This window comes from Falsiroseomonas ponticola, assembly GCF_016805305.1.
GTDB classification, from domain to species: Bacteria; Pseudomonadota; Alphaproteobacteria; order Acetobacterales; family Acetobacteraceae; genus Falsiroseomonas; species Falsiroseomonas ponticola.
This window is the reverse complement of sequence record NZ_JAERQN010000004.1, coordinates 297,304-316,857: the sequence shown is the minus strand read 5'-3', so window position 1 is coordinate 316,857 and position 19,554 is coordinate 297,304. Positions and strand designations below refer to the sequence as shown.

At 71.3% G+C, this 19,554-nt stretch carries 15 protein-coding genes and 2 tRNA genes; 11 read left to right on the top strand and 6 right to left on the bottom strand.

All coding sequences use genetic code 11. The features are described 5' to 3' along the window. The first annotated feature begins 147 nt into the window (after positions 1–147). The 4 genes from mrdA (at position 148) to JJI54_RS14750 (ending at position 4,146) form a co-directional block, all read left to right on the top strand. The gene (gene mrdA / locus JJI54_RS14765) at positions 148–2,040 is read left to right on the top strand and encodes a penicillin-binding protein 2 (protein WP_203073761.1); all 1,893 of its coding nucleotides are present in this window, start codon (positions 148–150) and stop codon (positions 2,038–2,040) included. Next, positions 2,037–3,188, top strand: a complete 1,152-nt coding sequence (gene rodA, locus JJI54_RS14760) for a rod shape-determining protein RodA (protein ID WP_203073760.1) — start codon at positions 2,037–2,039, stop codon at positions 3,186–3,188. The genes mrdA and rodA overlap by 4 nt, the downstream gene beginning before the upstream one ends. Positions 3,189–3,273: 85 nt before the next feature. Then, positions 3,274–3,349, top strand: a tRNA-Lys gene (locus tag JJI54_RS14755). 416 nt (positions 3,350–3,765) lie between these two features. After that, positions 3,766–4,146 (top strand): H-NS histone family protein, encoded by a 381-nt coding sequence (locus tag JJI54_RS14750; RefSeq protein ID WP_203073759.1) that lies wholly within the window; start codon positions 3,766–3,768, stop codon positions 4,144–4,146. A 62-nt stretch (positions 4,147–4,208) separates the two neighbouring features. Here the strand turns inward: JJI54_RS14750 and rpoD are convergent, their stop codons facing one another. Next, a complete protein-coding gene (gene rpoD, locus JJI54_RS14745) occupies positions 4,209–6,023 on the bottom strand; it encodes an RNA polymerase sigma factor RpoD (RefSeq protein ID WP_203073758.1) in 1,815 nt (604 codons plus the stop codon). A 373-nt stretch (positions 6,024–6,396) separates the two neighbouring features. On the opposite strand from rpoD, the gene JJI54_RS14740 reads away from it, so the two are divergent. The 5 genes from JJI54_RS14740 (at position 6,397) to JJI54_RS14720 (ending at position 9,731) form a co-directional block, all read left to right on the top strand. Then, positions 6,397–7,455 carry a type III polyketide synthase gene (locus JJI54_RS14740; protein ID WP_203073757.1) on the top strand — a complete coding sequence of 353 codons (1,059 nt, stop codon included), beginning with the start codon at positions 6,397–6,399 and terminating at the stop codon, positions 7,453–7,455. A 1-nt stretch (position 7,456) separates the two neighbouring features. Continuing rightward, positions 7,457–8,140 (top strand): methyltransferase domain-containing protein, encoded by a 684-nt coding sequence (locus JJI54_RS14735; protein WP_203073756.1) that lies wholly within the window; start codon positions 7,457–7,459, stop codon positions 8,138–8,140. Next, positions 8,137–9,216, top strand: a complete 1,080-nt coding sequence (locus tag JJI54_RS14730; RefSeq protein ID WP_203073755.1) for an FAD-dependent monooxygenase — start codon at positions 8,137–8,139, stop codon at positions 9,214–9,216. Before JJI54_RS14735 ends, JJI54_RS14730 begins: the two co-directional genes overlap by 4 nt. A gap of 41 nt (positions 9,217–9,257) precedes the next feature. Continuing rightward, a tRNA-Glu gene (locus JJI54_RS14725) sits at positions 9,258–9,330 on the top strand. Between the two features lie 80 nt (positions 9,331–9,410). After that, on the top strand, positions 9,411–9,731 hold the full coding sequence (locus tag JJI54_RS14720) for a hypothetical protein (RefSeq protein WP_203073754.1): 321 nt from the start codon (positions 9,411–9,413) through the stop codon (positions 9,729–9,731). On the opposite strand, the gene JJI54_RS14715 is transcribed toward JJI54_RS14720, so the two are convergent. From JJI54_RS14715 to JJI54_RS14700, 4 genes are all read right to left on the bottom strand, one after another. After that, the gene (locus tag JJI54_RS14715; RefSeq protein WP_203073753.1) at positions 9,728–11,089 is read right to left on the bottom strand and encodes an LLM class flavin-dependent oxidoreductase; all 1,362 of its coding nucleotides are present in this window, start codon (positions 11,087–11,089) and stop codon (positions 9,728–9,730) included. The two genes, JJI54_RS14720 and JJI54_RS14715, sit on opposite strands and share 4 nt — an antisense overlap. Before the next feature lie 16 nt (positions 11,090–11,105). Next, on the bottom strand, positions 11,106–12,686 hold the full coding sequence (locus JJI54_RS14710; RefSeq protein WP_203073752.1) for an ABC transporter substrate-binding protein: 1,581 nt from the start codon (positions 12,684–12,686) through the stop codon (positions 11,106–11,108). Next, positions 12,683–14,056: an LLM class flavin-dependent oxidoreductase gene (locus JJI54_RS14705; RefSeq protein ID WP_203073751.1), complete on the bottom strand. Its 1,374-nt coding sequence runs from the start codon at positions 14,054–14,056 to the stop codon at positions 12,683–12,685. Before JJI54_RS14705 ends, JJI54_RS14710 begins: the two co-directional genes overlap by 4 nt. A gap of 106 nt (positions 14,057–14,162) precedes the next feature. After that, positions 14,163–15,479 (bottom strand): MFS transporter, encoded by a 1,317-nt coding sequence (locus tag JJI54_RS14700; RefSeq protein ID WP_226381768.1) that lies wholly within the window; start codon positions 15,477–15,479, stop codon positions 14,163–14,165. 87 nt (positions 15,480–15,566) lie between these two features. Between JJI54_RS14700 and JJI54_RS14695 the strand changes: the two genes are divergently transcribed. Further along, complete coding sequence (locus JJI54_RS14695) at positions 15,567–16,415, top strand: sulfurtransferase (RefSeq protein WP_203073749.1); 849 nt, start codon at positions 15,567–15,569, stop codon at positions 16,413–16,415. Then, a complete protein-coding gene (locus JJI54_RS14690; RefSeq protein ID WP_203073748.1) occupies positions 16,412–17,554 on the top strand; it encodes a MalY/PatB family protein in 1,143 nt (380 codons plus the stop codon). The genes JJI54_RS14695 and JJI54_RS14690 overlap by 4 nt, the downstream gene beginning before the upstream one ends. On the opposite strand, the gene JJI54_RS14685 is transcribed toward JJI54_RS14690, so the two are convergent. Continuing rightward, entirely contained in the window at positions 17,555–19,543 is a 1,989-nt protein-coding gene (locus tag JJI54_RS14685; protein WP_226381767.1) for a PhoX family protein, read from the bottom strand. Positions 19,544–19,554: the final 11 nt, after the last annotated feature.

The following is a 19,554-nucleotide window of genomic DNA, read 5'->3' as shown; positions in this document are numbered from 1 at the left end:
CGCGCCTCTTTCGGCCCGGCTGTTCCGCCGGGCCGCGGCCGCGATAGCGGCCCCGCGCACAGACCGCCCGCATGGCCCCACGCGACAGTGCGTCGGCGCGCAGGCAAGCGCGCGGAGCGCGCGCCCGCCGCTTGAGGGCAAAAATTCATGAGCCGCAAGCAGCGGGAGGAGGAGCGGGTCCGCGGCATCTTCGGCCGGCGGGCGCTGCTGCTCGGCGCTGGGCAGATGGGGCTGCTGGGGTTCCTCGCGCATCGGCTGCACACGCTGCAGGTGGATGAGGGGGAGCGCTACGCGACGCTGGCAGAGGAGAACCGCCTCTCCGCCCGGCTGCTGGCGCCGCCGCGCGGGCGGGTGCTGGACCGGGAAGGGCGCGTGGTCGCGGGCAACCAGCTGAACTGGCGCGCCCTGCTGGTGGCGGAGCAGACCTCCGACGTCAGCGCCACGCTGGAGACGCTGACGAAGATCATCCCGCTGACGGATGCCGAGCGCGCGCGGATCGAGCGCGAGGTCCGCCGCCGCCGCCGCTTCGTGCCCGTGGTGGTGCGCGAATTCCTGAGCTGGGAGGAGATGGCTCGGATCGAGCTGAACGCGCCGGACCTGCCGGGCATCAGCGTCGATGTCGGCACCACGCGCATCTATGCGGAGGGCGAGCACCTCGCCCATATCGTCGGCTATGTCGCGCCGCCCGCCGAGCGCGACATGGATGGCGACCCGCTGCTGGAACTGCCCGGCATCCGCGTCGGCCGGGCGGGGATCGAGCGGCACCACGACCTGGCGCTGCGCGGCCGCGCCGGCGCGGTGCAGCTGGAGGTCAATGCCGTCGGCCGCGTGATCCGGGAGCTGGACCGGCGGGAGGGCGTGCAGGGCCAGGACGTGCAGCTTTCGGTCGATGCGGAGCTGCAGAAATCGATCCGCGGCAAGATCGAGGAAGGCACCTCCGTGGTGCTGATGGATGCGCGGAACGGCGAGCTGCTGGCGATGGCGACGCAGCCGAGCTTCGACCCCAACGTGTTCAATTCCGGCGTCTCCGCCGCCCAGTGGCGGGAATGGACGGCCAACCGCGCGACGCCGCTGATCAACAAGGCGACCAACGGGCTCTACGCGCCGGGTTCCACCTTCAAGATGGTGGTGGCGCTGGCGGGGCTGGAGGCGCGGGTGGTGACGCCCGGGGAGCGCATCAACTGCCCAGGCTACATGGACCTGGGCGACACGCGCTTCCATTGCTGGCACCGGCCGGGCCATGGCGGCGTGGACATGCGGACGGCCATCAAGCTGTCCTGCGACGTCTATTTCTATGAGGTCGCGAAGCGCGTCGGCATGGACCGCATCGCCGCCATGGCGCGGCGCTTCGGGCTCGGCGTGCCGCTGGAGATCGAGCTGCCCGGCACGCGGCCGGGCCTGGTGCCGACGCGGGAATGGCGCCAGGCGCAGGGCAAGCCCTGGGCCCTGGGCGACACGGTGGTGCACGGCATCGGGCAGGGCTTCTACCAGCTGACGCCGCTGTCTCTGGCGACCATGACGGCGCGGCTGGCGACCGGGCGCGCGGTGCAGCCGCACCTGACGCGATCGATCGGCGGGCGGCCGGTGCGGGGGACGCGGGCGGAGGATTGGCCGAGCCTCGGCATTCCCGAGCGCGACCTGCGCCTGGTGCGGGAAGCGATGTGGGCGGTGGTGAACGAGCAGGGCGGCACGGCCCGCGCCGCCCGCCTGCCCACCGAGATCGGCACCATGGCGGGCAAGACCGGCACCACGCAGGTGCGGCGCGTCAGCCGCGAACAGCGGGAGCGGGGCTTCCGGGTGGACCAGCTGCCGCGGGAATGGCGGCCGCATGCGCTGTTCGTCGCCTTCGCGCCGGTCGAGAACCCGGTCTTCGCCGTGGCGGTGGTGGTGGAGCATGGCACCAGCGGTTCGGGCGCCGCGGCGCCGCTGGCGCGGGACGTGCTGGTGGAGGCCTTCCAGCGCCTGCGGCCGGGGCAGGGCGGGCCGGCGGCGCGCGTCGCCGAGGCGCCGCGTTCGCCCATCCCCCCGGTGCGGCCATGAAGTTCGAACGGCGCCTGCTGCTGCGGGAACGCGGCACCGGGGTGTTCGAGAAGCTGTGGCAGATCCCCTGGGTCTTCGTCCTGCTGCTCTGCGCCGTGGCGGGCGTGGGCTATGTGGCGCTGTATTCGGCCGGCGGCGGGTCGCCGGACCCCTATGCGGGGCGGCACGCCATCCGCTTCGGCTTCGGCCTGGTGGTGATGCTGTCCATCGCGCTGGTGGATATCCGGCTGATCGCCCGCTTCGCCTGGGTGGGCTACGCGATGGGCGTCGGGCTGCTGGTGCTGGTCGCCCTGCATGGGCAGGTGGGGAAGGGGGCGCAGCGCTGGATCGATATCGGCCCGGTGCAGCTTCAGCCTTCCGAGCTGATGAAGATCATGCTGGTGGTCGCGCTGGCATCCTGGTTCCACAAGGCGTCCTGGGAAAGGATCGGCAATCCGCTGTTCCTGATTCCGCCGATCATCGCGGTGCTGATCCCGGCGGCGCTGATCTTCAAGCAGCCTAATCTCGGCACGTCGCTGATCACGCTGATGATCGGCGGCGCGGTATTCTTCGCGGCCGGGGTGCGGCTTTGGAAATTCGCGCTGGTGGTCGGCGCGGTCGCGATCGCGGCGCCGATCGTGTACGAAAACCTGCACGACTATCAGCGCGCGCGGATCACCACCTTCCTGGATCCGGAAAGCGATCCGCTGGGGGCGGGCTATAATATCATCCAGTCCAAGATCGCGCTGGGGTCCGGCGGATTCTGGGGCAAGGGATTCCTGCAGGGCACGCAGGGGCACCTGAACTTCCTGCCGGAAAAGCAGACCGACTTCATCTTCACCATGCTGGCGGAGGAATTCGGCCTGGTGGGCGGGCTGTCCGTGCTGGGGCTGCTGGCCTGCGTGATCGCCTTCGGCTTCCTGGTGGCGCTGCGCAGCCGGCACCAGTTCGGGCGGCTGCTGGCGGTGGGGCTGGCGACGAACTACTTCCTCTATGTCTTCGTCAACATCGCCATGGTGACGGGATCCATCCCCGTCGGCGGCGTGCCGCTGCCGCTGATCAGCCATGGCGGGTCCGCCATGATCACCGTCATGATCGGCTTCGGGCTGCTGATGTCGGCGCATGTGCACCGCGATGCGGAGATGGGGACCGAACGCGGCGAGACCTGACGAGGATGCAGGTCTCCCATGACCGCATGGGCTTGCCAAACCCCGTCCCAGCCCTTAAACGGCCCCTCACCGGCGGTCACCGCCCGGGCGCTTAGCTCAGTTGGTAGAGCAGCTGACTCTTAATCAGCGGGTCGTAGGTTCGAGCCCTACAGCGCCCACCAAATCCCCCTCCTGTTACCAGATCCGGTTGCCGGCATTCGCGGGCGCGTTGCGTCCGCGCGGCGCCGATTCGCGCGGCGCGCGATGCGATGCGGGCGATTCCCGCTGCGCGGGGCGCGATAGCACGGGGCGGCTTATTCCCGGATGACCTTGCGCGGCTGTCGGGCGAAGGGTCGCGGGTGGGCCGGCGGAAAAGATGAATAAATCGATGATGCGGTCATCGGGAAATGAAGGCGCGCCGCGCATTCGATGCATTTCCGGTATGGTAAAAATACGTTCCGGCCACGATGGTTAATTGCCGCGGAACGGCATCGCGAAGGCCGCTCGCGATTAATTCGTTTCCCCCGATGGTTTTAGGGGCTATGCCGTCGCCATCCGCTGGCATAACCGCGCGGCGGACCGGATAGAGGCAAACACCATGACGGCATCGGAAAAAACCCCGCTGGCCACGGCGCTGGGCGCTCTCGAAGCGCTCGATGTCGCGGAATTGCGGGAAGTCGCCGCGGCGGCGGAACGGCTGGCGCAGGAGCGCGGTGAAAGCGAACGCCGCAGCTTCATCGAGGAAACCCGCAAGAAGGCCGCGGCGCTCGGCCTCAGCATCAGCGATGTGCTGGGCGAGATCGCGCCCGCTTCCTCCGGCCGCCGCCGCGCCGCGAAGCCGGAGAAGAAGACGCGCGCGAGCGCGGCGGTGAAGTATCGCGGGCCGAATGGGGAGCCCTGGTCGGGCCGTGGGCGCCCGCCGCGCTGGGTGCAGGCGGTGGAGGCCGAAGGGCGCAGCCGGAACGACTACGCCGTCTGAATCGACAAGCGCCGGCGGGGTCTCCCCCGCCGGCGCCTGTCATTCCTGGCGTGCCGGAGGCCTTACGCCTCCAGGAAGCTCCGCAGCGCCCGGCCCTGGCCGGAGGAGCGCAGCTTGCCGAGCGCCTTCGCCTCGATCTGGCGGATGCGTTCGCGCGTCACGCCGAAGGTCTTGCCGACCTCCTCCAGCGTGTGCTCGCCATTGGTGCCGATGCCGAAGCGCATGCGCAGGATGCGCTCCTCGCGCGGCGTCAGGTCGGCCAGCACGCGGCCGGCGGCCTCGCGCATGCCGGCCTGGGCGGCGCTGTCGAAGGGCAGCACGGCGTTGCGGTCCTCGATCAGGTCGCCGAGGCTGGCGTCGCCATCCTCGCCGATCGGGGATTCCAGGCTCACCGGCTCCTTCGCCAGGCCCTGCACGGCGCGCACCTTGTCGAGCGGCATGCCGAGGCGATCCGCCAGCTCTTCCGGCGTCGGCTCCCGGCCGGTCTGCTGGGCGAGGCGACGGCCGACGCGCACCACCTTGCCGACCGTCTCCGTCATGTGGACGGGCACGCGGATGGTGCGGGCCTGGTCGGCGATGGCGCGGGTGAAGGACTGGCGGATCCACCAGGTCGCGTAGGTCGCGAACTTGAAGCCGCGGCGCCAGTCGAACTTCTCGACCGCGCGCATCAGGCCGATGTTCCCCTCCTGGATCAGGTCGCCCAGCATCAGGCCGCGGTTGCGGTACTTGCGGGCCAGGTGGACCACCAGGCGGAGATTGGCGCGGATCAGCTCATCCTTCGCCTGGCGCAGGTCGCGCTCCGCCCGGGCGGCCTCGGCATAGAGGCGGCGGAGCGTGGCGGCGGGAACGCCGGAATCCTGCTCGATCCGCGCCAGCTCGGCCTTGATCTCGGCCAGGTCGCCCTTGAGGGTGGTCGCCGCCTTGGTGGCGCCGATCGCCTTTTCGAGCCGCGCGCCGCAGCCGGCCTCGCCGCCCTTCCAGAGCTTCAGGAAATCGTCGCGGCTGATGCGGGCGCTGGCGGCCAGGCGCAGGGCCCGGCCTTCCAGCGCGACCAGCTGGCGGTGGATGTCGCGCAGCTTGCCCAGCAGCTCCTCGGTCCGCGCGGGGCGGAGGCGAAGCGCCGTCACCTGCGCGACGGCCTCCTGGCGCAGCGCCTGCAGCTCGGCCGCCTTGATGCCGGGGGCCCGCAGCGCGGCCAGCGCGGCGAGGGCGGTGGCGAAGGATTCCATCACCTCCGGCCGCATCCGCGCCTCGACGGAGATGACGGGCAGGTCGGCGGCGGCTTCCTCCACGCCCTCGACGATCGGTTCCTCCGCGCCATGGGCGGCGGCGGCGGCTTCCAGCTCGATCAGGTCGCGCAGCGGCAGGCGGCCGGCCTCGGCCGCGTCCCGCCAGGCGGTCAGCGTGGCGATGGTCGTCGGGCTCTCGCACAGGGCGGAGAGCATGGCTTCGCGCCCGGCCTCGATCCGCTGCGCGATCGCGATCTCATCCTCGCGCGACAGCAGCTCCGCCTGGCCCATCTCCCGCAGGAACATGGTGACGCTGTCGTCGTTGCGGCCGCCGGAGGCAGGATTGATGTTGCCCGCGGCCGGGGCGGACTCGTCGTCCCCGGCGCCGGCGGTGAAGCCGAGGGGGGCCATGCCCTCCTGCTCCTCGGCCTCTTCCTCCGGCAGCACGTCGAGGCCGGCGTCATCCACCAGGCCGACGACCGCATCCTCGTCATCCTCGGGGATCAGGGCCTCGGCCGAGACACCCGGGCGCATCTCGTCATGGCCCGCATCGTCGGAGCCATCGCGGCGCATCAGGGCCGCGAAGCTGGGGGCCTCAGCCTCCAGCCCGTCCCGGTCGGTCGCCTTCTGTCCGAACATCCCGTCCATCTGTCAGCCCGTGTCCCTGCCGCCATCACGTCGGTGCCCGAAGCCAGGACCCCCGCCCGGCGCCGGCACGAGCGATGGCCCGCGCGGGTTCACCGGCGGGTCAGCGATCTTGCGGTTGGGAAGGGGCCGGTTTCGGCCGCCGGCACCATATGGGCCAGTCAAGGCGCCAAGACACCCCCAAATCGCCAGAAACCTGTCATGTGCAGAACGCCGGGCAGGCGGCGGAAAATGCAGGGAAAAGCGGGGTTTGGGGGTAGACCTGCGCCAAGGGCTGCCCAGGATTGACTTTGCTGCATGGCGGAGTCGCGGCTGCTCACCGCCTGTTTCGTGAACGGGGCCTTACCGCCGGGCCGCGCCGCCCAACCTTGATGGGATGACACAGGTCTTCCTGAACCGCATCGCCACGGCAACGCCCGCCCACCAGGTGCATGGCGCCTTCTCTGCCTTCGCCATGGCCCAGGCGCTGGGGCGGGACCGCGCCGCCTTCGCCAAGATGGCGGCGCGGTCCGGCATCGCAAGCCGGCACTCCGTGCTCCACCCCGCCGAGCCGGAGGGTTCGGGCACCAGCTGCGGCTTCTACCGCCAGGGCGGCGCCTTCCCGACCACCCAGGCCCGGATGCGGCGGTGGGAGGAGGAGGCGCCGGCGCTGGCGGATGCGGCGCTGGAACGGCTGGACCTGGCCTCGGCGGCGCCGGGGATCACCCATGTCATCGTCGCCACCTGCACCGGCTTCGTGGCCCCGGGGCTCGACCGCCACATCATCACCCGCTTCGGGCTGCCGCTGTCGGTGGAACGCACCACCGTGGGCTTCATGGGCTGCCAGGCCGCGATCAACGCGCTGAAGCTGGCCTGGCATGTGGTGCGGAGCGAGCCGCGGGCCCGCGTGCTGGTGGTGTGCCTCGAACTCTGCACCTTGCACCTGCAGGACACGACGGCGCTGGAACAGCTGCTGTGCTTTCTTCTGTTCGCCGATGGCTGCGCCGCCGCCATCGTGTCCGCGGAGGAGACGGGGCTGCGGCTGGACGGGTTCAGCAGCGTGGTGATCCCGGAGGCGCATGAGCAGATCACCTGGCGCATCGGCGATGCGGGCTTCGACATGACCCTGTCCGGCATGGTGCCCTTCACCCTGGCCCATGCGCTGCCGGCGCTGGCGCCGCGGATGCTGGCGGGGAGGGAGGTGGCGGCGGTGGACCTCTGGGCCGTGCATCCCGGCGGGCGCAGCATCCTCGATGCCGTGGCGCATGGGCTGGACCTGCCGCAGGATGCGCTGGCGGAGAGCCGGGGCGTGCTGGCGGAGCATGGCAACATGTCCTCCGCCACCGTGCTTTTCGTGCTGGCGCGGATGATGCGGGAGGGGCGGCGGGGCCTGGGCTGCGCGCTGGCCTTCGGGCCGGGCCTCTCGGCCGAGGCCATGCGCTTCGAGGCCGCCTGACATGCCGCGCAGCCAGGCCGGGGAGATCATGGACGATCCCGGCCAGTCCGAGGCCGATTTCGCCGCCGCGCTGCGGGACCTGGAGACGCTGAACCGCCTGACCTTCGCCTATACGCCGCTGCTGCGCTTCCTGGACCGGGTGGTGGCGGCGCGTCCGCGGGATTCGATCTCCGTGCTGGATGTCGGCGCGGGCGGCGGGGATGCGCTGCGGGCGGTGGCGCGGTGGGGGGCGAAGCGGGGCATCGCGACGGATCTCTGGGGGCTGGACCGCAGCCCCTGGGCGGAGCGGCACGCCCTGGCGCGGGGCACGCCGGCGCGCTGGATCACGGCGGATCTGTTCGAGCTGGAGCCGGGGCGGCGCTTCGATGTCGTGATCTGCGGGCTGTTCGCGCATCACCTGGATGACGCGACGCTGGTGCGCTTCCTGCGCTGGCTGCCTGGGCATGCGCGGGATCGCTGGCTGATCCTGGACCTGCATCGCCACTGGATTCCCTGGGCGGCGGTCTGGGCCGGGACGCGGGTGATGCGCATGCACCCCATGGTGAGCCATGACGGCCCGATCTCCATCGCGCGCGGCTTCAAGCGGAATGACTGGACGCGGCTGGTGGCGGAAGCGGGGGTGGAGGCGCGCGCCCGCTGGGTGCTGCCCTTCCGCTGGGCGGTGGAAGGGCCGGGCGGCGGGTGACGGGGGTGGTGATCGTGGGCGGCGGCCCCGCGGGCAGCGCCGCCGCCATCACCCTGGCCCGCGGCGGCGCCAGGCCGCTGCTGCTGGAACGCGATCCGGCGACGCGGGAGAAGGTCTGCGGCGAATTCCTGGGCGCCGATGCCGCGGCCGCGCTGGCGGGCCTCGGCATCGACCTGGCCGCGCTGGGCGCGGTTCCGGTCCGGCGCGCGATCTTCGCCGCCGGGCGGCGGGAGGGCCGGTTCGGCCTGCCCTTCGCGGCCTGGAGCCTGCCGCGCCTGGTGCTCGACGAGGCCCTGCTGGCGGCGGCGGAAGCGTCGGGGGCCAGGGTGGAGCGCGGGGTGGCGGTGACGGCGGCGACGGGGCGGGAGGGCGACTGGTCGCTCCGCCTGGCCGATGGCCGGGTGCTGGGCGCGCGGGACCTGGTGCTGGCGACGGGCAAGCATGAGCTGCGCGGCTGGGGGCGGGGCGCGGCGGCGGGGGCGGTCGGGCTGAAGCTGCCGCTGGCGGCGGTGCCGATCGGGGATGCGATCGCCGTGCTGGCCTGCGGCGGCGGCTATGCCGGGTTGCAGCCCCGGGCGGGGGGCGGGGCGAATCTCTGCCTGGCGCTGCCGGCGGGCACCCCCGGCTTGGCCGCCGCGGCGCGGGAGCCCGCCGCGCTGCTCGACCTGGTGGCGGGCGGCAGCCTGCTGGCGCGGGCGCTTCTGCGGGGGGCGGTGCCGCTGTGGGACCGGCCGCTGGCGGTGGCGGCGGTGCCCTATGGCTATGTGGCGCCGGAGGCCTCGTCCCTGTTCCGAATCGGCGACCAGGCGGCGGTCATCCCCTCCCTCTGCGGGGATGGAATCGCGATGGCGCTGGGATCGGGCGGCCATGCGGCGCGGATGATCCTGGCGGGGCAGGGCGCGGCGCGGCACCAGGCGGCCTGGGGGCGGCATGTGCGGCCGGGGATGCGGGTGGCGGGCCTGGTGGACTGGGCGCTGGCCCGCGGGCCGGGGGCGGTGGCGCTGCTGGCAGGCTGGGCGCCGGGGCTGGCGCGCTGGGCGGCGCTTCGCACCCGATTGGGCGTGCCTGGGACTTGACCGGTCGCCCGGGCGCGGCCATACGCCCACCACCTCCGGCTGTCCCGTTCGTCTAGAGGCCTAGGACACGGCCCTTTCAAGGCTGTAACACGGGTTCGAATCCCGTACGGGGCATACCCCTTTCGCAGGGGCGCCAACGCCTTCCCCACCCCACTTCCAGTGCGTTCCGCCGCGAGGCGGCGCGGGAGGAAGCCATGAGCCGGCGTCGCCAGAAGCCCCCGATCCGCAGCCCGAAACCCGCCGCCACGGCCGATGTCGATGCCCTGTGCCAGGCGATCGAGTCCCTGGAGGCGAAGCTCCGGCGGATCGAGGCCGAGGGCGCGGATGCCTATATGAAGCGCCGCATGGCCGAGATGGATGAGGCGCGGCTGGTGGCGCGCGGCCAGGCGCTGGAAGCTGCCGCGGCGCGGGCCAAGGCGGAGGCCGAGCGGAAGGCGCTCAGCGACCTCATCGACAAGGCGCCTGGTGTCGCGGGCTGGCTGATGCGGCGCGCCCGGCGGCGCGCCGGGATCTAGCCCCGCCGCGCGGCGGTGTAGCGGTTCTCCGGCACGCGCAGGCCGAGATTCTCCCGCAGCGTGCTGCCCTCATAGGCCGTGCGGAAGATGCCGCGCCGCTGCAGTTCCGGGATCACCTGGTTGGCGAAATCGTCGAAGGGCCCGGGGTAGTAGTTGCAGATCACGTTGAAGCCGTCGCAGGCATCGGCTTCCAGCCATTCCTGCATCTGGTCGGCGATGTAGCCCACGGTGCCGACCAGCACGCGATGCCCCTGCGCGGCGGAGACGGAGCGCGCGACCTGGCGCAGCGTCATGTTGTGCTTCTTCGCCATGTCCATGATCAGCTTCTGGCGCGACTTGGCGGAATTGGCCTCCGGCAGGTCCGGCATCGGGCCGTTCAGATCATAGCTGAAGATGTCGATGCCGCGGGTGAAGCGGGCCAGCGCGGCCAGCGCCACATCGTCCGGCAGCAGCGCCTGCAGGGCGTCGTACTTCTCCTGCGCCTCCTCCATCGTGCGGCCGATGACGGGGGTGATGCCGGGCATGATCTTGATGTCGTCCGGCGTGCGGCCGTAGCGGGCGGTGCGGCCCTTCACATCGGCGAAGAACTCGCGCGCGGCCTCCAGCTCCGTCTGCGCGGTGAAGACGATGTCGGCGGTGCGGGCGGCGAGTTCGCGGCCCGGTTCGGAGGAGCCGGCCTGCGCCACCACGGGCCTTCCCTGCGGCGTGCGCGGCGAGTTCAGCGGGCCGCGCACGTTGAAGTACTTCCCGTGGTGGTCGAGGAAATGCATCTTCTCCCGGTCGAACCAGACGCCGCTTTCCTTGTCCCGCAGGAAGGCGTCGTGTTCCCAGGAATCCCAGAGCCCGGCGACGACCTCATAGAACTCGATCGCGCGTTCGTAGCGCAGCGCGTGGTCCACATGGGTGTCGAGGTTGAAGTTGCCGGCCTCGTCCTCGATCTGGGAGGTCACCAGGTTCCAGCCGCAGCGGCCGCCGCTGATGTGGTCGATGGTCGAGAAGCGGCGGGCGATGTTGTAGGGCTCGTTGAAGGTCGTCGTCGCCGTGGCGATCAGGCCGATGTTCTTCGTGCCGACGGCCAGCGCCGCGAGCGTGGCGGTGGGTTCCAGCTTGACGATGCGCGACAGCCGCGTGCGCGTCAGGTCGCCGGCCTTCAGCGCATCACTGCCGCCGACCGCGACCGTGTCCTGGAAGAAGATGGTGTCGTAGAGCGCGCGCTCCGCCGTCTGGGCCAGGCGCATGTAGAGCGCGAAATCCATGTCGTATTCGGGCACGGCATCGGGGTGGCGCCAGCCCGCCAGGTGGTTGCCCGGCACGCTGAGGAAGGCGCCGAGCTTCAGCTGTTTCTTCTTGGTGGTCATGATGCGGATGGTCCGTTCAGCGGGCGATGCGGATGCCGGTCGCCATGGTGTACTGGTCCCCGCGCGGGGTCAGGGTGATGTTGCGCGCCGTGCCCCAGGCGGAGCGGACGAAGAAGACCGGCACGATGGCCGCCTCCTGCATGGCGTAGCGCACGGCTTCCTGCGTCAGCGCCTCGCGCCGCGTATCGTCGAGCGTGGTCTCGATGGCGGCGAGCAGGCGGTCGAGATTCGCATCCGAATAGCGGCCGCGGTTGGAGGCGCCGTGGCTGAGCTGCGCGTTGTAGGTGCGGAGGATCGTGCTCATCCCTTCCGGCGCCGCGCCCGTCGTGGTGAAGAACATGGAGAGCGAGACGGAGAATTCCGGGCCGCCATTGGCGGGGTTGCGATTGGCGCGGCGGAAGAAGATGGCCGAGGGCAGGGCCTCCACCTCCGTCCTGATGCCGATCGCGGTCAGCATCTGGCCGATCGCCTGGCAGCTGCGCGCATCGCCGGCGAAGCGGTCCCCGGTGCAGTGGATGGTCAGGCCGAAGCCGTTGGGGTAGCCGGCCTCCGCCAGCAGGGCGCGGGCGCGGGCGGGGTCGAAGGCGGGGATCGGCAGGTCCGGCACATGGCCGATGAAGCCCGCCGGCGCGATCTGGCCCGCGGGCTCCGCGCCGCCTTCCATCGCGCGCTCCGCCAGCGCCGTTCGGTTCAGCGCGTGGGAGAGGGCAAGGCGCACGCGGCGGTCCTGCAGCGGGTTGCGGTCCAGCGGCTGGCCTTCCGTCGTGGTGACGAAGGGCGAGCGTTCGCGTCCGCTGTCGATGTACATGTAGAAGTTGAAGCCGGAGGTGGAGGTGACGAGGCGCGAGCGCGCATCGGTCCGCACGCGGCCATAGAGCGCCGGCGGCACCGCATCCACCACATCGACATCATTGGCGAGGAGTGCGGAGACGCGCGCGCTGTCATTCGGGATGAAGCGGAAGACCACCCGCTCCCAGGGCTCGGCTGGGCGGCCGGAGGGGCGCTGCACGCGTTCGATCGTGACGTCGGCGCCGCGGTTGAAGCGCACCCAGCGATAGGGGCCGGTGCCGATGGCGGCGCGGCCGCCGTTGAAGTCATCCTCCGTCGCATTCTCCCCCACCGCGGCGGCGGAGACGATCATGATGGAGGCGAGGTTGTAGGGCAGCAGCGGCGAGGGGCCGTTGGTGCGGATGCGGATGGTGCGCGCATCCACCTCCTCCACCCCCGTCACCGCGCGCATCTGCGCGCTGTAGGTGCGAAGGCCCCGCGCATCGCCGGCGCGCGCGAAGGAGAAGGCGATGTCGGCGGCGCGGAGCGGCGTCCCGTCATGGAAGGTGGCACCAGGCCGCAGCTTGAATTCCCAGGTGCTGTCGTCCACCACGCGCCAGGATTCCGCGAGCCCCGGCAGGGCCTGCATGTTGGGATCCTGCTCCACCAGCGATTCATAGACGTGCATCTGCACGTTGCGGTTGGGGCTGTAGGATTGGTGCGGGTCCGATCCGTCGATCGCGGCCTTCATGCCGATGCGCAGCGTCTGGGCGCCTGCGGGCAGCGCGGTGCCAAGGGCCAGGAGCAGGGCGAGCGTCGGACGGATCATTCAGCGGCACTCCCGAGGGCTTGTGACAGGGCGGCACGGCGGGCGGCGGCGGCGGGGTGTTCGGGATAGGCGAGGCCGAGATTCTCCCGCAGGGTGCGGCCTTCATAGGCGGTGCGGTAGAGGCCGCGCCGCTGCATCTCCGGCACCACCATCTCCACGACTTCCTCGAGCCCGCCTGGCAGCCAGGTCGGCAGGATGTTGAAGCCATCGGCGGCCTCGCCGTGGAACCACTCCTCCATGGCGTCGACGATATCGGCGGGCGTGCCGATGACGGTGCGGTGGCCGTTGCCGCCGGCGATGGAGAGGTAGAGCTGGCGGATCGTCAGGTTGTTGCGCCGCGCCATGTCGATGAAGATCTGGCCGCGGCTGTGGTCGCGCCGGTCCTTCGGCTCCGGCAGCGGGCCGTCGAGGTCATGGTCGGAGAGATCACCGAGGTAGTTGGCGAGAGCGCCGAGCCCGACCACGGGCTGCACCAGTTCCTGCAGCACCTGGTAGCGATCCTGCGCCTCCTGCCGCGTGCGGCCGGGCACGGCCATCAGGCCCGGCATGATCTTCAACTGGTCGGGATGGCGCCCGTAGCGGGGCATGCGGCGCTTCACATCCTGGTAGTAGGCGCGCGCATCCTCCAGCGTCTGCGCCGCGGCGTAGACGACATCGGCGGTGGCGGCGGCCAACTCGCGTCCCTGGTCGCTGGCACCGGCCTGCACGATGATCGGGCGGCCCTGCGGCGTGCGCTGCACATTGAGCGGCCCGCGGACGCGGAAATGCTCGCCCTGGTGGTTCAGGATGTGCAGCTTGGCGGGGTCGTAGTTGACGCCGCTCGCCTTGTCCCGGACGAAGGCATCATCCTCCCAGGACTCCCACAAGCCGCGCACGACGTCGACGAATTCGATGGCGCGGTCGTAGCGTCCGCCCTTGGCCGGCGCGCCATCCAGCCCGAAATTCTGCGCCTCCATGTCGGTCGCGCTGGTCACCACGTTCCAGCCCGCGCGCCCGCCGCTGATATGGTCGAGCGAGGCGAATTTCCGCGCGACGTGATAGGGCTCGTTGTAGGTGGTGGAGGCGGTGGCGACGAGGCCCACGCGCTCCGTCACCATGGCCAGCGCGGAAAGCAGCGTCAGCGGCTCGAACTGCACGTTCTTGCAGGTGTGGCTGAGCGCGCCGGGCGGACGGTCGTTGAAACGGATGCCGACGCCATCGGCGAGGAAGGCCATGTCGAGCAGCCCGCGCTCCGCCACCTGCGTCGTCTTCACGAAGTGCTGCAATTCCATGTTGCCGCCAGCGGAGGCGTCGGGATGGCGCCAGGCGGCGAGGTGATACCCCATGCCGACCATGGAGACGCCGAGCCTGATCTTTCGCGTCGCAGGCATCGTGCAAAGCCCTCCAGCCCCTTCGGCACCGCGCGAGGGTGATGCCGGGAATGCGACGGGTTGGTGGGAGCCGTCGCGACAGGCGAAAGCATGTCACGCGGTGGGACTATTGCAACGTGCTTTTCGCTGTTCCTGACGACGGCATCGCGGGCTTGCCGGTTGCGGATCGCCGGCGCGCGGTCTCGCTGTCCGGCGTGATGTCCTCCAGCCGGTCGATGTCCCTCAGCGCGGGAAAGATCCGCATCCAGAGCAGCGCGACCGCGACGGTGCCGATGCCGCCCAGCACCACGGCGGCGACGGGGCCGATCAGCGCGGCGGCGACGCCGGATTCGAATTCGCCGAGCTGGTTGGAGGCGCCGATGAACAGCGAATTCACCGCGGCGACGCGGCCGCGCATCTCATCGGGCGTTGCCAACTGCACGAGCGTCTGCCGCACCACGACGCTGACGACATCCCCCATGCCGATCAGCGCCAGCGCGCTAGCGGAGAGCCAGAGGTTGGTGGAGAAGCCGAAGACCACCGTCGCGACGCCGAACAGTATGACGCCCGCGAACATCTTCCGCCCCGCGTTGCGGCCGAGCGGCACCCAGGCCAGCACCAGCGACATGCCGAGCGCGCCCACGGCCGGGGCTGCACGCAGGATGCCGAGGCCCCAGGGCCCGGTCTGCAATATGTCCCGCGCATAGATCGGCAGCAGCGCCGCCGCACCGCCCAGCAGCACCGCCACCATGTCGAGCGAGACGGCGCCGAGCAGAACGGGGCGGGTGCGGACGAAGACGAGGCCGGAGAGCAGGTTCTCCATCGTCACGCGGCCGCGGATGCCCTGGCGGGGCGCGGTGCGGATGGCGAAGGCCATGAGGGCGGCGAGCAGGAAGCCGCCCGCCGCCGTGCCATAGGCGATCTCCGGCCCGCCCAGCGCGTAGAGGAAGCCGCCCGCCGCCGGCCCCGCGATGGTGGCCGCCTGGCTGGCGGAGGAGGAGAGGGCGGTGGCGCGCGCCATGTCGGGCGCCCGCACCACGCCGGCCAGCAGCGCCTGCTGGGCCGGCATCTCGAAGCCCCGCGTCGCGCCGATGACGGCCACGAAGGCGAAGATGGTGGAGCTGGTCACCCAGCCGCCATGGCTGGCCAGCGTCAACGCCAGCGCGGCCAGGCCGGTGAGCGCCCGGCAGATGCCGACGACCAGGCGGCGATCGAAGCGGTCCGCGACCTCCCCGGTCAGGGGCGTCAGCAGCAGCACGGGCAGGAACTGCACCAGCCCGACCAGGCCGAGGGCGAAGGCGCTGTCCGTCAGGTCATAGACCTGCCAGCCCACGGCCACGACCTGCACCTGCACGGCCATGGCCGAGATGATCCGGGAGCCGAGGAAGAGCGCGAAGGGCGTCTGGCGCAGCAGCGACAGCGCGCCAGGGGAGGGATCAGGCATGGCCCAGGGGAGCATTGCCGCCCCCCGCTTCGCAACCACGGCCTGCGCGGGGCAGGATGCGCGGCGCCGCAATGCTCCGGAGACTCCATGGCCACCGACCCCCGCGACCAGGTTTTCATCACCGCGACTGCGCTGGCGGCGGCCCTGCAGGGGGCGCGGCCGCCGGTGGTGCTGTGCGTCCGCAATCCCAGGACGGCGGAGATGGAAGCGGCGCCGCGGATACCGGGCGCCATCGATGTGGATCTGCCGACCGAACTGGCCTCCCCCGGCGGCGGCACCAAGGGAAGCCGGCCGCTGCCGGAGATCGGGGCGCTGCAGCAAGCCGCGCGGCGCTGGGGCATCCGCCAGGGGGATGCCGTGGTGGTCTATGACCATGACCGCTGCCTGGTGGCTGGGCGGGGCTGGTGGGTGCTGCGCTGGGCGGGGATTGCGGATGTGCGGCTGCTGGATGGCGGCTTCGCTTCCTGGCAGGGGGCGGGGCTTTCCACCGTGACCTCGCCCGGTGATCCGGCGCCCGGGGATGTGGTGCTGTCGCCAGGCCATCTCGGCGTGCTGGACGCTGATGGTGCGGCGCGGCTGGCGCGGGAGGGGGTGCTGCTCGATTCGCGCGTGCGGCCCAACTACATCGGCGCCACGGTCGCGCCGGGGCAGCCGCGGCGCGGGCATATCCCGGGATCGGTCAGCGCGCCCGCCATCGACAACCTGACCGAGGCCGGCACCTTCGCGGAGGCGGAGACGCTGCGGCACCTCTATGCCGCGCTGGGGGCGGATGGCAGCCGGCCGGTGGGGGTTTCCTGCGGCGCGGGCATCTCGGCCGCGCATGCGGTGGCGGTGCTGGCCTCCATCGGGGTGGAGGCCGCGATGTATCCGGGATCCTGGTCCGCCTGGATCGCCGATCCCGACCGGCCGGTGGTGGTGGGCGGCCGCCCGGAATGAGCGGCTTCGACTTCGACACGCCGATCGACCGCCGCGGCACCGGCTGTTCGAAATGGAGCCGCTACGGCGACGACGTGCTGCCGATGTGGGTGGCGGACATGGATTTCGCGGTGGCGCCGCCGATCCTGGACGCCATCCGCGCACGGCTGGAGCATCCCGTGCTGGGCTATGGCGTGGCGCGGGATGCGCTGCGGGATGCCGTGGTGGCGATGCTGGCGCGGGAGTATGGCTGGGCGGTGGCGCCGGAGGCGGTGTGCTTCCTGCCCGGCGTGGAGCCCGGCTTCAACATGGCGCTGCGTGCCTTCCTGACGCCCGGAGAGGGCGTGGTGGTGCAGACGCCGGCGTACAAGCCGATGCTGGCCGCGCCCGGCCATTGGGGCCTGCGGCGGGTGGATGCGCCGCTCGCGGTGCGGGGCGATGACGTCATCTGCGACATGGATGCGCTGCGCGCGGCACTGGCGAAATCCCGCGCGCTGCTGTTCTGCAACCCGCACAACCCGTTGGGGAAGGTTTTTTCGAGAACCGAGCTGGAGGCGATCGCGGCCGCGGCGCTGGAGGCGGGCGCGGTGATCATCTCCGACGAGATCCATTGCGAACTGCTCTTCGACGGGCGGCGGCACATCCCGATCGCGTCCCTCTCGCCGCCGGTCGCGGCGCGGACCATCACGCTGATGTCGGCGAGCAAGAGCTACAACATCGCCGGCCTGAAGACCGCCTTCGCCATCATCCCGGACGAGGCCATGCGGGAGCGGTTCCTGGCCAGCAAGGCGGGGATGGTGGACAGCGTGAACGTGCTGGGGCTGGAGGCGACGCTGGCGGCGCTGGAACACGGCGCGGCGTGGAAGGCGGCGGTGCTCGCATACCTCCAGGCCAACCGCGACTGGCTGGTGGAGACGGTGCGCGCGCGCCTTCCGGGTCTCTCGATCCACAGGCCGGAGGGGACGTTCCTGGCCTGGCTGGACGGCAGCGCCCTCGGCATCGGGGAGCCGCAGCCCTGGTTCCTGGAGCGTGCGAAGGTCGCGCTCAGCCCGGGCGCCGAATTCGGCGTGCCTCTCGGCGCCCGGCTCAATTTCGGTTGCCCGCGCGCGACGCTGGAAGCGGGGGTCGCCCGCCTTCAGGCCGCGCTGGCGGCGCGCTGACTACGACCCGATCTCGCCGCCATCCTTCCTGACGATGGCGATGACGGCGGGACGGGGCGGCATGCCCTCCGCGAAGTCCGGCCAGCGGGTGGAGGGGCGTTCGAAGGTGCTGCCCGCATCATCGCCGGGGTGCTGGATGGCGAGGAAGAGGGTGCGGTCATCCGGCGTGAAGCAGGGGCCGCAGACCTCCGCACCGGTCGGCGCGCGGTAGAACTGCTTCGTCAGCGCGCGGCCGGCGCCCATGGTATCCGCGGCCCAGATGCCGTCCGCGACGCCGGCGGCGGAAGGCGCGCCATCGGTCGCGATCCAGATGCGGCCCTTGCTGTCGAAGGCGCAATTGTCGGGGCAGGAGAGCCAGCCCGCATCGCTGGTGGCGCGGTGGTAGCGCGCGCCCGCATCGGTGCCGGGCTTGCCGGCCATCAGGAAGATGGCCCAGCGGGCCTCGGTCGCGGCATGGTCCACGGCGTTGGTGCCCGCGCCGGGCGGGATGATCTCCACCACATGGCCATGGGTGTTGGCGGCGCGCGGGTTCACGCGGTTCACCTGCTGCGCGGTGCGGTTGCCGTTGTTGGTCAGCATGACATAGACGCGGCCCGTGGCGGGGTTCGCCTCCACATCCTCCGGCCGGTCCATCGGCGTGGCCTGCAGCAGGTCGGCCGCGCGGCGGGTGTTGATCAGCACCTCCGCCTGGTTCGCGAAGCCGTTGGCCGCGGTCAGCGGGCCCTGGCCATGCACCAGCGGCAACCATTCGACGCGGCCATCATCGTGGAAGCGCGCGACGTGGAGCGTGCCCTCATCCAGCAGGTCGCGATTGGCAGCGCGGTCATTCGGGTTCCAGGGGCGGGCGGTGACGAATTTGTAGACGTAGTCGAAGCGTTCGTCGTCGCCCTGGTAGAAGACCACGCGGCCATCGGCGCTGATGGCGTGCGTCGCGCCTTCATGCTTGAAGCGGCCCATGGCGGTGCGCTTCACCGGCACGCTGGCGGGGTCGTAGGGGTCGAATTCGACGTTCCAGCCGAAGCGGTTCGGCTCGTTCGGTTCCTTGTCCAGGTCGAAGCGGTCCACGAAGCGGGACCAGCCATAGGTGCCCTCCGCCGCGATGCCGTAGCGGCGATAGGCTTCCGCCTGCGCGCCGGTGGTGGCCGCGCGGCCCGAGAAGTACTGGTTGAAGTTCTCCTCGGAGGTGATGACGGTGCCCCAGGGCGTATTGCCGCCGGCGCAGTTGTTGAGCGTGCCGAGGACCTGGGTGCCGGTCGGGTCGGCGGCGGTCTTCAGCAGGTCATGCCCCGCGGCCGGGCCGCTGATGCGCATCGGCGTCTCGCCGGTGATGCGGCGGTTGTAGCGGCTGTTGGGCACGACGGCCCAGCGGCCATCGGTCTTGCGAATCTCCACCACGCTGAGGCCATGGGCGAGGAGTTCGATGCGGGACTGCTCGGCGGTGGCGCGCAGGCGGCCGGCGCGGCCGGCGCCGATGCCGGCGAACATCAGCTGGGTGTCGGTGTATTCGTGGTTCACCACCAGCAGGCCGCTGTCGCTGTTGCGGCTGCCCTGGGGCAGCGGGCGGAAATCGATGAAGTCGTTATTGTAGCCGAACTGCACTTCCTGCGCGGCGGGGGTCTGCGCCATCGGGTTGAAGGCCGGCGCCTCCCCCACCACCGCATCGCCCCAGCGGATCACGGTCTGGATCTCATAGCCCTCGGCCACCGCGTCACGCTGCGCCATGCCGTGGCGGATCTCGGTGAAGCCGAGGGTGGAGGGGCCATCCGTCATCGGCACCACGCCCTGCGCCAGCGCGCCATCGGCGGCGGCGACCATCTGGTCCACCAGCGTCGCCGCGGCGGCCGCGCCACCCAGTCCGAGCATCGCGGCGCGGCGGGACAGGCGGCGCTTCATCACATCCCCGATCGTCTCCCGGGGGTTCGGGTTGCTGCCGATATCCTCGATCTCGATCGGCTTGCCGTGGCCGGCTGGCTCCATCGTCTCGGGCATGGTCACTCGTC

Excerpts from the sequence above, each read along its gene's own strand:
- mrdA (WP_203073761.1), top strand. The coding sequence starts at position 148 with ATGAGCCGCAAGCAGCGGGAGGAGGAGCGGGTCCGCGGCATCTTCGGC.
- rodA (WP_203073760.1), top strand. The coding sequence starts at position 2,037 with ATGAAGTTCGAACGGCGCCTGCTGCTGCGGGAACGCGGCACCGGGGTG.
- JJI54_RS14750 (WP_203073759.1), top strand. The coding sequence starts at position 3,766 with ATGACGGCATCGGAAAAAACCCCGCTGGCCACGGCGCTGGGCGCTCTC.
- rpoD (WP_203073758.1), bottom strand. The coding sequence starts at position 6,023 with ATGGACGGGATGTTCGGACAGAAGGCGACCGACCGGGACGGGCTGGAG.
- JJI54_RS14740 (WP_203073757.1), top strand. The coding sequence starts at position 6,397 with ATGACACAGGTCTTCCTGAACCGCATCGCCACGGCAACGCCCGCCCAC.
- JJI54_RS14735 (WP_203073756.1), top strand. The coding sequence starts at position 7,457 with ATGCCGCGCAGCCAGGCCGGGGAGATCATGGACGATCCCGGCCAGTCC.
- JJI54_RS14720 (WP_203073754.1), top strand. The coding sequence starts at position 9,411 with ATGAGCCGGCGTCGCCAGAAGCCCCCGATCCGCAGCCCGAAACCCGCC.
- JJI54_RS14715 (WP_203073753.1), bottom strand. The coding sequence starts at position 11,089 with ATGACCACCAAGAAGAAACAGCTGAAGCTCGGCGCCTTCCTCAGCGTG.
- JJI54_RS14710 (WP_203073752.1), bottom strand. The coding sequence starts at position 12,686 with ATGATCCGTCCGACGCTCGCCCTGCTCCTGGCCCTTGGCACCGCGCTG.
- JJI54_RS14705 (WP_203073751.1), bottom strand. The coding sequence starts at position 14,056 with ATGCCTGCGACGCGAAAGATCAGGCTCGGCGTCTCCATGGTCGGCATG.
- JJI54_RS14700 (WP_226381768.1), bottom strand. The coding sequence starts at position 15,479 with ATGCCTGATCCCTCCCCTGGCGCGCTGTCGCTGCTGCGCCAGACGCCC.
- JJI54_RS14695 (WP_203073749.1), top strand. The coding sequence starts at position 15,567 with ATGGCCACCGACCCCCGCGACCAGGTTTTCATCACCGCGACTGCGCTG.
- JJI54_RS14690 (WP_203073748.1), top strand. The coding sequence starts at position 16,412 with ATGAGCGGCTTCGACTTCGACACGCCGATCGACCGCCGCGGCACCGGC.
- JJI54_RS14685 (WP_226381767.1), bottom strand. The coding sequence starts at position 19,543 with ATGCCCGAGACGATGGAGCCAGCCGGCCACGGCAAGCCGATCGAGATC.